The organism is Desulfosarcina widdelii (assembly GCF_009688965.1).
Taxonomy (GTDB): domain Bacteria; phylum Desulfobacterota; class Desulfobacteria; order Desulfobacterales; family Desulfosarcinaceae; genus Desulfosarcina; species Desulfosarcina widdelii.
In genome coordinates, this window is record NZ_AP021875.1 from 4,037,618 (window position 1) to 4,051,051 (window position 13,434).

The 13,434-nt window shown below is 56.2% G+C and carries 10 protein-coding genes; 4 read left to right on the top strand and 6 right to left on the bottom strand.

What is annotated here, in order from left to right:
* Positions 1–110 precede the first annotated feature (110 nt).
* The 3 genes from GN111_RS18575 to GN111_RS34235 are packed head-to-tail and all read left to right on the top strand — an operon-like array spanning position 111 to position 2,666.
* Positions 111–1,517, top strand: a complete 1,407-nt coding sequence (locus tag GN111_RS18575; RefSeq protein WP_155305181.1) for a cytochrome ubiquinol oxidase subunit I — start codon at positions 111–113, stop codon at positions 1,515–1,517.
* Positions 1,510–2,538, top strand: a complete 1,029-nt coding sequence (gene cydB / locus GN111_RS18580) for a cytochrome d ubiquinol oxidase subunit II (protein ID WP_155305182.1) — start codon at positions 1,510–1,512, stop codon at positions 2,536–2,538. The genes GN111_RS18575 and cydB overlap by 8 nt, the downstream gene beginning before the upstream one ends.
* Positions 2,535–2,666, top strand: coding sequence for a hypothetical protein (locus tag GN111_RS34235; RefSeq protein WP_269433787.1), 132 nt, complete (start codon positions 2,535–2,537; stop codon positions 2,664–2,666). The genes cydB and GN111_RS34235 overlap by 4 nt, the downstream gene beginning before the upstream one ends.
* A gap of 61 nt (positions 2,667–2,727) precedes the next feature.
* On the opposite strand, the gene GN111_RS18585 is transcribed toward GN111_RS34235, so the two are convergent.
* Positions 2,728–3,093 (bottom strand): TraR/DksA family transcriptional regulator, encoded by a 366-nt coding sequence (locus GN111_RS18585; RefSeq protein ID WP_155305183.1) that lies wholly within the window; start codon positions 3,091–3,093, stop codon positions 2,728–2,730.
* Between the two features lie 409 nt (positions 3,094–3,502).
* On the opposite strand from GN111_RS18585, the gene GN111_RS18590 reads away from it, so the two are divergent.
* Positions 3,503–4,093: a hypothetical protein gene (locus tag GN111_RS18590; RefSeq protein WP_155305184.1), complete on the top strand. Its 591-nt coding sequence runs from the start codon at positions 3,503–3,505 to the stop codon at positions 4,091–4,093.
* Positions 4,094–4,104: 11 nt separating this feature from the next.
* Here the strand turns inward: GN111_RS18590 and GN111_RS18595 are convergent, their stop codons facing one another.
* The 5 genes from GN111_RS18595 to GN111_RS18615 form a co-directional block, all read right to left on the bottom strand.
* Positions 4,105–7,332 (bottom strand): Npt1/Npt2 family nucleotide transporter, encoded by a 3,228-nt coding sequence (locus tag GN111_RS18595; RefSeq protein WP_155305185.1) that lies wholly within the window; start codon positions 7,330–7,332, stop codon positions 4,105–4,107.
* Between the two features lie 234 nt (positions 7,333–7,566).
* On the bottom strand, positions 7,567–8,430 hold the full coding sequence (locus GN111_RS18600; protein WP_155305186.1) for a formylglycine-generating enzyme family protein: 864 nt from the start codon (positions 8,428–8,430) through the stop codon (positions 7,567–7,569).
* Between the two features lie 11 nt (positions 8,431–8,441).
* Positions 8,442–10,772 carry a GAF domain-containing protein gene (locus tag GN111_RS18605; RefSeq protein ID WP_155305187.1) on the bottom strand — a complete coding sequence of 777 codons (2,331 nt, stop codon included), beginning with the start codon at positions 10,770–10,772 and terminating at the stop codon, positions 8,442–8,444.
* A gap of 126 nt (positions 10,773–10,898) precedes the next feature.
* Entirely contained in the window at positions 10,899–12,377 is a 1,479-nt protein-coding gene (locus GN111_RS18610) for an adenylate/guanylate cyclase domain-containing protein (protein WP_170302362.1), read from the bottom strand.
* A 73-nt stretch (positions 12,378–12,450) separates the two neighbouring features.
* Positions 12,451–13,434: an oligopeptide/dipeptide ABC transporter ATP-binding protein gene (locus GN111_RS18615; RefSeq protein ID WP_155305189.1), complete on the bottom strand. Its 984-nt coding sequence runs from the start codon at positions 13,432–13,434 to the stop codon at positions 12,451–12,453.

A 13,434-nucleotide genomic window follows, 5' to 3' on the forward strand; every position in this document is an offset into this window, starting at 1 on the left:
CAATTTGCCGCTCTCCGTTTAGCTTGACTTTGCGGCAACGCTCTTTATTATGAAAATTGAACCGCCGTTTGCCATCGTTGAGAACCCACTTAGCCCTTTGAGGTAACGCCATGTTCTCCAACCTAGATCCCGTCTTCTTGGCCCGCGCACAATTCGCCTTTACCGTGGCCTACCACATCACCTTCCCGGCATTCACCATCGGTCTGGCCAGTTGGTTGGCCGTGGTGGAGTGGCGCTGGCTGAAAACCGGCAACCCGATCTATGAGCAAGTCTACCGCATGTGGGTCAAGATCTTCGCGGTGACCTTCGGCATGGGGGTGGTCTCCGGGGTGGTGCTATCCTATCAGTTCGGCACCAACTGGTCGGTATTTTCAGACAAGGTGGGCAATGTACTGGGCCCCCTTTTGGGCTATGAAGTGCTCACCGCCTTCTTCCTGGAGGCCTCGTTTCTGGGAATCATGCTTTTCGGCTGGAACCGGGTGAGCAAAAGAATGCATTTTGCCGCCACCCTGATCGTGGCCGCGGGAACCCTGATTTCGGCCTTCTGGATCCTCTCGGCCAACAGCTGGATGCAGACGCCGGCCGGTTTCCGCGAAGGAGCCGACGGCCTTCTCTACCCCACGGACTGGATCGCGGTGATCTTCAACCCCTCTTTTCCGTATCGTTTCGTCCACATGGTTACGGCGGCCTACCTGACCACGGCCTTCGTGGTGGGCGGCATCGGCGGGTACTACCTCTGGCGGGGGCTGCACGTCCGACATGCCCGCATCATGCTGGGCATGGCCATGATCATGGCCATCTTCGTGGCCCCCATGCAACTTCTCTTCGGCGACATGCATGGGTTGAACACTTTCGAACACCAACCGGCCAAGGTGGCCGCCATGGAAGGCATCTGGGAGACCGAACAGGGCGCAGGTCTGCGGCTGTTCGCCTGGCCGGACCAGATCCAGGAGCGCAACCGGTTCGAGGTGACGATCCCCAAGCTCTCCAGCCTGATTCTCACCCACGATATCAATGGCGAAGTCAAAGGCCTGACCACCTGGGCAAGGGCGGAACGTCCTCCCGTGGCCATGGTCTTCTGGACATTCCGCATCATGGTGGGCCTCGGCATGCTGATGATCGCCACCGGCCTGGTGGCCCTGGTGCTCTACTTTAAAAAAACGCTGTTTACCGCCCGATGGTTTCACCTCTGGTGCATGGCCATGACCCCGTCGGGCTTTATCGCCGTGGTGGCCGGCTGGTTCGTCACCGAGGTCGGCCGGCAGCCCTTTATCGTTTACAACGTGCTGCGCACCTCGGAAACCATTTCGCCGGTGGCGGGAGAGACCGTGGCCATCTCCCTGGCCGCGTTTGTAGCCGTCTACGGATTGGTATTCACCGCCGGGGCCTATTACATTCTCAAACTCATCGGCAAGGGACCGGAATACGAGGAAGAAGAGGCCTACGGTGACCATGGCGTCAAAACGCCGCCGCTGGTCACGGACATGGCCGCCGAAACAGGAGGGAAAGATGTTTAGCTTCGAAAGTTTTCTGGATTTACCGCTCATCTGGTACGCTCTGATCGGTACGGCCATCTTTCTCTACATCCTGCTGGATGGGTTCGATCTGGGCGTGGGCATCCTGTTTCCCTTCGCACCCACCGACCGGTGCCGGGACCGCATGATGAACTCCGTCGCCCCTTTTTGGGACGGCAACGAAACCTGGCTGGTGCTGGGCGGCGGCGGGCTGTTTGCCGCCTTCCCCCTGGCTTACGCCATTCTCATGCCAGCGTTCTACATCCCCATTATTCTCATGCTGCTGGGCCTTATCTTCCGCGGCGTGGCATTCGAATTCCGGTTCAAGGCCGAAGGAAAATCCCGGCGCATCTGGGATTACTCCTTTCATTTCGGCAGCCTGACGGCGACATTCATGCAGGGAATGGTGCTGGGGACTTTCGTGCACGGCGTTGCCGTGGAGGGCCGCAACTTTGCCGGCGGTGCCTTCGATTGGTTCGACGCTTTCAGCGTGATGACCGGCCTGGCCCTGGTGGCCGGGTACGCCCTTTTGGGCGCCACCTGGACCGTCATGAAAACCGAGGGAGAAACCCGGGACTGGGCGCGCCAATGCGCCAGATACGTGATGGTATTCGTGGCCATTTTCATGGGACTGGTGAGCGTCAGCATGCCCCTGATGAACAGTGCCATCAAGGAGCTGTGGTTCAGCCTGCCCAACTTCTACTTTCTGCAGCCCATGCCGATCCTCTCGATTGTCTTCTTCGTCCTGCTCTGGCGGGACCTGCGCAACGACCAGCACGAATTTCGACCCTTTTTCCTCACACTGGGCATCTTTTTGATGAACTATATCGGCATAGGCGTGAGCACATGGCCATGGCTGGTGCCCTTCAAGGTAAGCCTTTGGGATGCGGCCGCCGCACCCGAGTCCCAATCCTTATTGCTGATCGGAACGGCCGTTTTGCTGCCCTGCGTGCTGGCCTACACCGGTTATTGCTTCTGGGTGTTCAGGGGCAAGGCCTCCCACGAACACGAAGGTGCGTATTGAAGCCTGGAGCCGGATTCAGTGAAAAGCAGCGTCAATGGGTGTGGTTTGCCGGGCTGCTGGTCGCCGGCATGGCAGGCATGCTCCTGTTGGCGGGCGTGGTGCGCCTTGTGCTGAAAATGGCGGCGTAGGCATTCTGGTAGCGTTCACGGCCAGAATCGCCAGAATCTGGTAACGCCGAAGCGTTCTCGTTCAACTCCCGGTCATCTTCTCATAAGATTCCTGTTCCGTTTTGCAGTCAATGCAATAGCTGGTGACCGGCCTGGCTCTCAGACGGGCAAGGGAAATGGGCTCTTCACACGCCTGACAGATGCCGTATTCGCCTTCCTCGATGGCTTCCAGGCAGCTTTGGATCTTGGCGATCAGCTTTCGGTCCCTGTTCTGAAAATGAAGCCGGCGATCCCTGGCCTGCTCTTCCATGGCCCGGTCAAGCGGATCGGCTTCATGGATGGTATCCGCATCGATTAGTTCTCCGGCGGCAATATCGGCTTTTAGCGTCAGGTTCTTCAGTTCGCGCAGCAATTCGTTTCTGAAAAACTGAACATCTTCATCTCTCATGGCGTGGTCTCCAAATGAAGCGGTTTAAAAAATCCCGTTGGCCGGATTGTCGGGGCCGGGAACGTCCGCAGATCAAATTGCAAAATAACCTCGAACGCCGATGAATCAAGGGGGTAACCGAAATCTAACCGAGTCACATGTGTATAGCGAGGCTTTCCCGACGGCAATCCTTTATCCAGGAACCGAGCCACGGGTTGCGTCCAGGGAAAACAAGCGGTAAACTAGAATCGTAAAATTCGAGTGCGTGCCGACCAGCAAAGGTTGATAAACTCGTAAAAAGTCGAAATTCTCATATTTTCGTCATTCCGGCGCAGTCCGGAATTCAGTGATTGCAATACGTTCTGGATGCCGGATCAAGTCCAGCATGACGAGTTTGGTACTTTTTGCGGGACTGTCAAGGTTGCCCGCCATGGAAAATGCGTTTCATGGAGATTTTTTTCCGCGTTTCTGGCCAGAAACCGCCGGTTCAGCCCGCAACCGGCAATGGCAGCAGTCGAATTGCGCTTTGAAGAGGTTGTTGAACCATCATCGACCATTACTGGAAAAAGCCGTTGCCACAGCTGAAACAATCCGTCGTGGGATCGACGAATTGATCCACGCAATGGAAGCCCTGCGCCGCCGGACCTGCCGTTTTTGCCCCGAGCCATGCTGCATCACCAACACGGTGTGGTTCGACTTTCGCGATCTTCTGGCGATGCACCTTCTCGACGAATTGATCCCTTTCCGCCAAGCGGCCGCCGAATCCGGAGAGCCCTGCCCTTTTTTAGGCCACCACGGCTGCCGCCTGCCCTGGCGCATGCGCCCCTGGATGTGCCTCAAATACATTTGCCCGGCCCAACGGGCCCTCATGAAAAAAGACGGGCGGCCCGATCCGGCCGGCTTAGGCGATCAGATCATAAAGATCGAGGACCAGCGTTTCCAGATGGAAACGGAGGTCATTGCCCGCATCAGAAGGGGGCGAACATCCCCATCATCATTTTCTCCTGCCTGGCGGCAGTGACTTTGGCGCTATCAACAAACCTGGTCGGATATTTTCCCGTGCAAACGGCGGATCCGCATGCTTAGCACCCTGCAGACATGCAATGCGATTTGGGGGAATTCCCGAACGATTTCCTGAAGTTCCTGTTTGTGAAGCACCAGGAAACGGGCCGGATTTTTTGCTTGAATGGTAGCGGAACGACGGTGGTCGCCGAACAGAGCCATTTCACCGAAGTATTCGCCGGCTCCGATGCTGTCCAGTTCGATCGCTCTCTCGGGACGGCATTCTTTGACAACCGCCACCTCCCCTTCCAGGACCAGATACAGGGTGTCCCCACGCGTCCCTTCCTCGAAGACGGTCTCTCCCGCATTAAAATGGGCCACCTCGGTAACCGAGGCTACGGCGGCCAATTCGTTGATGGAAAGATCGGAAAAAATTTCGATATTTTTCAGATGTAAAATTTTATCGGTAAGGGAAATCGTGGTTGTTTCCATGGCGGCCTCCTGCGATAGCGGTAAATCGGCTCTGGGCTCGAGAATTTCCTTGGCCGTGCGGGACACGTAAGGATTGGCATGGACCGCAAGGTTTTGGAGGGTTGCAGTTATCCGGAACGAAACCTCATTTTGCCTCACCAAGGTAAGTGTCAATAGCAGGGTGACCCAGTTTCGGCTGACCAGAAGAGCGTTAATAAGGCTGTCTGTCGTCATTTCGATCGGTTCGTCGGGGAATAGCTTCTTTAGCCTGTCAATCCGCCCGTCTCGATCCGTATCTTCGAGAAACGGCACCAGCAGCCGCGATAGACTCTTGTCCAGGATATCGTCCATCGCTTCCAAACTGTTGGCGCGCTGGCGCTGTTCGTCTGAAAACAGCCCGCGACTGATTTTTTGCATTCGACCCGCTGGATCCTGCACCGTCAGGACACGCAGCGTTGTCTGCAGGGTGAAATAAATCCGCTCGTCCAGATGAACGGCAAGCAACTGCTGCAACGGGTGAAATGGGAGTTGACGGACACCCCGGGCTTGAACGGCCAGCTGATAACAGGTTCGCGCCTGAATCTGCACGAAACGGAAAACGTCAAAATCTTTGACGGACATTTCGGATAAAAGATCGAAGAGCGCTTCTCTGACTTTTTTACCGGGCAGCGAAAGGGACTTAATCAGGCGCAGGCTGTTCTGATAATCGGCGTTTCTGATTTTGTCGCGCGCAAGGTCGGCAACGCCGGCCTCTTCATCCCCCAACAGCGGGATGATCGTTTTCAAAGCGGCCTCATCCACGATGCGGAAAAGCTCCAGCGCGGCCTTACGCATGCGTGAATCCGGAGCTTTCATATGAATCTCGACCAGCGGGTTGATGTCCGAAACGGAGATCCAGCGCAAACTGTCGAGAATCAGCAATCGTATGGCGTCATCATCCGATCGTACCAGAAGATCCTTCAAACGCTCGGCAAACCGGGCGTCCCGGCTGGCTCCGGCGGCGATGATGCCCGCGAAAAGGCTTTCATTTTCAATCGATTGCAGCCACTTTTCGATCTCAGGCGCGAATTGTCCAGGATCGCTTCGATGAAGCGCCCCAAGGGCCCGGGCCTTCATATCCAGCGGCAGCTCCGACGCGGTTACCGCCTGATAAAAAGGGACCATTGCGTCCACAGACATGCGCTGTCCGGCTTCGATCATAGCGACGATCAGGTCGGGCTCGGCCCCATCGATCATGTTTGTGAAAGGTTCGACCGCCTCCGGACCGGCCTTGCCTGAAAGCAGATCGATCAGTCCCAAACGGGTCTTCAGCGAGGGCTCTTGGGGCAACAGCGCCAACAAATGGGAATCCAGATTCGGGACGGAAATGGATCTGAGCAGTTGTCCAATCCAAAGAAGGTTCTCTCCCGACTCACGCCGGAAGCGCTCCACAAGCCGCTGCTGCACCTCGCTGTCCCGAAAAACCTGCTGCAGTTCATCGGCATTCAAGCTGCGCAAATCCATTTGATCATCTGCGATCAGGTCCAATAAAATGCCCGCATAACGACGCTTTAGCACAAACGGAGCAATCAGCCAGACCAGAACAAAAGGCATGGCTACCAGGGATAGGTAGCGCGGGTGAAACAGGGTATCGGAAAGCAGAATCAGTCCCGACCCCAAAAAAAGGCCGATCCGCACGACCGTACCCCGCAAGAACGGTCGGATCATGGCGCGGTAGGATTCCGGAAACAGTCCGGTGACCACGGCGGTGGCTGGGATGTTGATGGTGGTGCGGATGATGTTGGAGGACATGCGGGCGTACATGGCCCCCACAGCATCGAAACGGAACAAAAAGATGATGAACACCAACAGATAGTTAAAGGGATGGAACATGAGGGCCACCGAAAGTCCGAAACGGTCGTACAGTTTGCCTACGAAAAGCAGGATAATCAGGCTGACGATGTTGAGCACCCCCCGGAAATAGCCGAAGAATTCAATCAAACCCGATTCTGTGGCGAATTGCTCATTGACCGCAAAGTTGAACTGGTAGTTCATGATGGGAATAACCACATTGGGCATGAAAGTGAGCACAATGAGTATCTTGACCAGCACCGAAGATTTCATCAGCGGCAGCACCGTTTTAAACTCCTCGATCATGGAGGAGCCCTTCTTGCTTTCTCCTTTCTTATTTTGCTGGAAAAGCAATGTGGGATATCGCCTTCCCATGGCCTGTACGGCCCAGGCACCGGCCAGCGCAGTGATCATATACAGCAGCAGTAGATTGTCTAAATGAAGCCAGCGAGCCACCAAAGGCGTGGCAAAACTTCCCAAAATCTGACCGACAACTCCACCGGCGGTGATCAAGGGAAATAGCCGTTTGGACTGCCTGGTATTGAACAGGTCGTTGGCCAGATTCCAGAAAAGCAGGGCCAATAGCACTTCGTACTGGGACTTGAGCATGAATAATGCCGGATAAATCAAGTCGATCCCAAACGGGATCACCGCACGGATAGCCCCAATGGAAAGCCCGCAGAAAACGAACAGCCGGGATAAGAGGCGGGCGCCCGGCAGCCGGGTCATGAACCCTGTCATGACGCCCATGACGAAGAAGGTCACCACCGCGTTGATCATATTGACGATGGGCATGTACTCAACGCCGTATCGTTTTAAAAAAGCGGTTTCGGCATAATTGTTCAGGAAAATCCCCGAACTGCGCAACAGAAACAGCAGCGCCATGGTCCACAGGAAGAGTCCGGTCTCTTCACCGTGGACATTGAACCAGCGGCCGATTTTTTGTTGAATGGTCAAGGGTGCGCTTTCTTCTCGAACGCTCGAAGGTTGATAAAGCCCTAAAAAGTCGAAATTTTCATCTTTTCGTCATTCCGGCGCAGGCCGGAATCCATTCATTTCAATAAGTTCTGGATGCCCCCGGATCAGGTCCGGGGCAGGCTTATCAAGTCCGGCATGACGAGCCTGGGGCTTTTTACCGTTTCATCAAGGCTGTTGGGCGCGTAAATGTCTGTCTTTTCGGGCAGCGCCGCGTTATTGGGAGTCAGAGGATGCCCGATTGCGATTCGACGGGACCATGACCAGTCGGAATCCGGTGTTCTGAAACCGGCTCATGGGGTGTGCGTATGCACGGTTGGCACTTCTGCAGGCAGATCCGGCGCTGAACCAGCTACCGCCGCGACGCACCCGGTCCCTGCCGGATTCGGTTTCGCACGGATCTACCGTCGAAACGGCCTCATAGCTGTCGAACAGGTCCTCACACCACTCCCAGACGTTTCCATGCATGTCGTAAAGACCCCAGGCATTGGGCGCAAAGCTTCCCACCGGGGCCGGCTGCCCGGATTTCGTCCCCGCACGGGAAAAGGCGCCGACGCAATCGTCGTGCTTCATGGGATTATTGGCATACATGGCCCGAGAACAGTCGATTTTGTTGCCCCAGAAATAGGCCGTTGAAGACCGGGCACGGGCAGCATATTCCCACTGGGCCTCGGTGGGCAGGAGGTATTGTTCTCCAGTCAGTCGGTTGAGCTTGCGAATAAATTTCTGGCAGTCATTCCAGGAGACCCTGACCACCGGCATATCCCCGGTCCCCCGCTTACGGGCCAACCAGCGGCGGCCCATGACCGATCGCCATTGATCCACGGTCACTTCCGTGCGCTGAAGGTAAAACGGCTCACTGATGGTTACCTGATGCTGAACTTCCGAAACATTGCGATGGGCCTCCTCGATCGGGCTGCCCATAACAAAGGTGCCGGCCGGAATCAAAACGAAAATCATCCCCAATTGGTTTTCGACGACGGATTTTTGGTCAGCGGCCGACAAAGGCCCGTCGAAAATCATCAATAAGGCCACCAAAACCCCAAGCAGCCAGGTTTTTCCACGGCATAGAAAAATCATCGGCAATTCCCTTATCGTGGTGGTGTATCCAGGTTGACGGTGGTGCGCAGTGCCCGGAGTCCATGAACCCCTGGCAGGTCTTCGATTTCCAGCTTTTCCGTTTCGCCGGTTAAAACCTCCTGACGGCTGAGGTAGTCGATGTACCGCTCGATCTCATCCCTTTCTTCGGGTTGGGAATAAACCACGGCGATCTTGCCCGGTTGGGTCAGACGTTCGCCGGTACCCTTGATCATTGCTTTGTCGAGCCTGGATTTAATAATTTCATAACGGACATCGTATGCCCCGTCCACATCGAAACGCTTTTCGTCGTAACGGAATCGGATGGACGTGGGCGTGTTCTGAATTAGAATCAGATGGGCCGTTTCAAGGGGGACCGGCAAGGTGGACTTGAGCTGATGGGTATGCCAGGCCATGCCGGCGGCCAGGCGGATCTGCCAGAGGCGAAGATCTTTGAGGTACAAATCGCTGAAGCCTCCATTTTCCAGGAGGCTCTGCCCCACATAGATCAGGTAGTCCACACCGTCGGTGCGATGCTTTTCGAAATAGTGCGCGAAAACGGCCTGCATTCTGGCGTTCTCCTCATCGAGGAAGCCGCTCAGCCGGTTGTTGAGCCGGGTCATACTGTCGTCGAGATCCCTGCGACGCCGGTGCACCTCGCCGGTTTGCGGGTCCAGTGCGCTCCGATAGCGGTCGATGGCGGCGCCCACATCGCCGCCCAATCGTTTCAAATGGGGCAGCTGGGGTTCGACTTCTCCCCGGATCAGATTTCTTGTCCGGGTTTCGTCATTGGAAGATATGCCCTGACGGACCTTGTCGATTTGCAGCGCGATGCGCGTCGCCAGTTCATCCAGAATCATCAAATTACCGGTTCGGGCCGCGGCACGGATCACGCCCTGCGCCAGGGTGAGATTTTCCGCCAGATCCTCCTGGGTCGCCCGGTTGCGCTGATCGGCCGAACCGCGGATGTCGCTCACACCAAAAAGCGCGTATACATCCTTGAACACGATGGGCTCGATCTCCGTGTCACGCCCTTCGTGCAAGCTGTCCAGATGGCGGTAGGCCGCCTTGCGAAAACGCCATTCCACGGAAGGGTGAATGGCAGTACACTTCTCTTTGATGATGCCCTGCACCTGCAGCTCGAAATCGTTCAGCGCCTTTTTAATGGCCACGGCAAACAACGGCTGAAGCTGCGCCATCTGAAAGGTATCCAGGGCACTGAAAGCATCGATCGCCGGATCGCTGACGGCAAGATCGCCGATGACCTCGTCCTGGTAAATCAAAGGAGCGATCATCATCGAGCGGGCTTCGGGAGGAAAAAGCTTGCGACCGTCGGGCCGGTCTTGAAAATGATCGGCCACATTCCGCACCAGCACGATACGCCGCTCTTTTACCGATTCTTCCCAGGGCGTTCCCGTAAACGTCGATATGGGAATATGGCGGCTGCTTTCAAAAATACAGTGATCGACCATGGTCGATCCGGTATTGATCAACAGCACCTGATCGTCCCGTTGGGCCGAAATTCCGGCGATCAGATCCTTCTTGCGAAAAAGGGAGCGCAGCAGGTCCTGGATCCGGGCGAATCCTTTTTCGGAGATCAGCGCCAACCGGTCGATGAGGTCGCGCTCCAGTTCCGAGACGATGCTGGTTGCGGTCACATCCACGGCGCTGTGAACGATAAATCCGTGCAGTTCGAAATTGTCCGGATGGATCAGTTCCATGAGCCGGTCCGCATCGTTCAGATTCTGGCGAATGGATGACAGCATTTCAGGCGACAGCGGTTCGGGCTTTTTGTGTGCCTTGACGTCCAGAAATCGAAAATCGAGCTGAATGTCGTAGTATCGTCCCAGTCCGGTTTCGGGGTCTTCGATCCGCCGGATAATCGGGGAACGCAATTCCTCATGGATCCCGTAAAACCTTTCGAGGATGGAAAGGTAGGAGGTAATCCGTTTGCCCTGTTTCAGCTGCTCAGGATCCATTGTCAATTGACCTTTGAGCCGTCCATCGCCGTCCAGGAAAAGGGCTTTGAAACGCGGGGTGGCAAAAAACGGCCGATCCGAAAACGGGATCATGGCGCACTTGATTTCACGTTCGCGATACAGGGGTGGGAAAACCAGATCCATAAGGGCTTCCATTAACCGGGGATGTCTGTCCAGCAGGGCTTGATCCACAATGGGACCCATGAACTCCGGAACCTTTTCAAGCATTGCGGTCAGCTCCGGAGAGAGTCCCCTGCATGCCGAGCTTATCGATTCGGAAAGCTTTTCGACATGGCGGATCAACGGTGCGAAACTCAGGATACTGGCGATGGGGGCGTCTTCGTTGTCAAAACGGGCAGCATTCACGATGGACGGGACTCCTTTGCGGTACGCGTTCACGGGATAGAAATGCCCAATGTGCTGAAACTGCCTGATCGGTAAGCGTTCACAGGATGCCGCAGATGTGAAGCGCCGGGCACGCAGACGGTTTGGTCAACCTTCAGTGCCCGGGAACAAAGCAGATGCGGTATCCTGTGAACGCTTACCCTTTGCGGATATGCCGGCGGCTTCGATCCACCGGCTTAAAAGAGCCTTGTCAGCTTGCTCCATATACGTGATACCCAGGTGGTAAGATGGCTGTCCCCGGCCCTCGTCGACGGCGCTGACCTTGGCGTAAATATCCGAAAAACAATGAGCTTCCTGGCAGAAAGTTAACAAGAGCTTTACGTTTGTCAACACGGTCAGCCGCTGGGTGACACTAGCGATCAGCACCGACGTATTCAGCCGAAGGGTTTCGCCGTCAAAAGGGCCGGCGACCACTTTTTTATCCTCAAGCAACCACAATTGAAATGGCAGTCGAATTTCGACGAGCGGATCTTCCTTTTTCTTTTCCAGACGGATATCGAAAGGAGGCCCGATGGCCATGACCGGATAACAGACCAGCGGTCTTTTCAGCCCTTTCATCATCACCGTCATGGGCGACATAGCAATTGCCCGGTCCCGGATGAGCTCATACGTGGCTTCGCCGACAAGAACCTGCCCGCCCAGGGTATTGGATTCGATTCGTGAAGCGATATTTACCGCAGCGCCGACAATGCCGTACTTGGTCCTGGCTTCCGAGCCCAAGTTTCCAACGACCACCGGGCCGGTATTGATCCCGATGCCCATCTCCAAAGGTGGCAGGCCGTCGACCACCAGATTACGGTTGAGATCGGCCAGGGTTCGCTGCATGGCCAGGGCGCAAGCCACGGCACGCACCGGATCGTCATCTTTTTCTTCGGGGATGCCGAAAACGGTAAGAATCGCATCGCCGATAAACTCGTCGATGACCCCGTCGTAGCGTTCGATCACCCGGGTCATGGCCTCCAGATATCGATTGAGGATCCGCACCATCTCTTCCGGATCCCTTCCGTCGGACAAATCGGAAAAACCGCGAAGATCGGACATGAGCACCGTTACGGTCTGCCGACGGCCGCCAATACGCCGGCCGTCGGGTGAATTCAGGATTTCGTCCACAACCGTGTGGCCCAGATACCGGCCGAAGGTGTCCTTGATGAAATTGACCAACTGGAGGCGCTGGGCCGATACTTTCAGGATGGCGTCGAGCATGGCTGCCCGCGAAGAGACGATTTCCCGGATCTCAATAGCGGCATCGCCCTCTATGGGGACATTGTCCTCCTCGGGGCGGTTTACATCCAGTTGACGATTGGCCTCGGCCACCGCTTCTAAGGGGCGGATGATCTTCTTTTCCAGGAAGCGTTGCAGGGTAACCATCATAAACCCGAGAATCACAGCCACGAGGAAAACGATACGCAGGGCATACCACAACAAATCCAACCCGCCGGCATCTTGCGAAATCATTCTGTACAGTACAGACCATACCAGCAGGATCATTTCAATGATGAGAATTCGCCAGAAAACACCGGCCAACAATATCTCGCGGATGCCGCGCTCATGGGTGTTTTTTTTCATCGCGCCAATTTCCCTTTCATGCTCCATCGGCCGGCCGTCGGATACTGCACCCATGGCGGATAAGATGCCGCTTTTAAAAAAGAAAACAGGCGACCTGGTGGCCGTCATCCAGCGGTTTCAGCATCGGGGCCTGCAGATCGCAGGTGGTGTCGACTGCCGGCCGGCAGCGGGTATAGAACGGGCAGTGATCGGTCTTTGGGCGGGGGCGTTCGTTCTCCAAAAGCGTCCCGTAGCCTTGTTTACCGCTGCAGCCAAAGCGGGGGTGGGCGTCCAGCAGGGCTTTGGTATAGGGGTGCCGGGGATGCAGGATCGTTTCGCGGGCGGTTCCCTGTTCCACCAGGCAGCCGCGATAGATCACCCCCACACGATCGCATAGGTTGCGGGCCGCCGCCAGACTGTGGGTAATAAAAAGCATGGTAACGCCGAATTGCGTTTTCAACCGGTTCAGCAGTTGGAAAATCTGAAAGGAAATGGAGGCATCCAGCATCGATGTGGGTTCGTCGGCAATCAGCAGCCGCGGCCGGAGCACCATGGCCCGGGCAATGGCCACCCGCTGGCGCTGCCCGCCGGACAACTGGTGGGGGTACCGATCCAAATAGTCTTCCGGCGGCGTAAGCCCGGCCGTCTCAAGAGCCTCGCAGGCCTGGGTGCGACGGGATCGCCGATCTCCAATGCCATGAATGACCAACGGTTCGCATATCGTCTCAAAAATGGACAGATGCGAGTTAAGGCTCTGGTATGGATCCTGAAAAATCACCTGAACCTGCCTGGCGAACGCCCTTCTGTCCTTCCCCTTGAGCCCCGTGCAATTCCGCCCGTCAAACCGAATCCGCCCTTCATCGGGAGTTTCCAGGCCGACGATCAATCGGCTGGCCGTGGTTTTTCCACTGCCGCTCTCGCCGACCAGCCCGAAGATCTCCCCGGTCCGGATGTCCAGGGACAAGCGATCCAGGGCCACCACGCGGCCGGTGGACTTGCCCAGCAGAGAACCGCCGGCGGAGTAGGTCTTGGTGACATCGCGCATGGAAAGGATGGGTGCGGCGCCCGAAGTGCTCAT

What these genes read in the sequence shown, in the direction of transcription:
- GN111_RS18575 (WP_155305181.1), top strand. Translation starts at nt 111, where the DNA reads ATGTTCTCCAACCTAGATCCCGTCTTCTTGGCCCGCGCACAATTCGCC.
- cydB (WP_155305182.1), top strand. Translation starts at nt 1,510, where the DNA reads ATGTTTAGCTTCGAAAGTTTTCTGGATTTACCGCTCATCTGGTACGCT.
- GN111_RS18585 (WP_155305183.1), bottom strand. Translation starts at nt 3,093, where the DNA reads ATGAGAGATGAAGATGTTCAGTTTTTCAGAAACGAATTGCTGCGCGAA.
- GN111_RS18590 (WP_155305184.1), top strand. Translation starts at nt 3,503, where the DNA reads ATGGAAAATGCGTTTCATGGAGATTTTTTTCCGCGTTTCTGGCCAGAA.
- GN111_RS18600 (WP_155305186.1), bottom strand. Translation starts at nt 8,430, where the DNA reads ATGATTTTTCTATGCCGTGGAAAAACCTGGCTGCTTGGGGTTTTGGTG.
- GN111_RS18610 (WP_170302362.1), bottom strand. Translation starts at nt 12,377, where the DNA reads ATGAAAAAAAACACCCATGAGCGCGGCATCCGCGAGATATTGTTGGCC.
- GN111_RS18615 (WP_155305189.1), bottom strand. Translation starts at nt 13,434, where the DNA reads ATGAGCACTTCGGGCGCCGCACCCATCCTTTCCATGCGCGATGTCACC.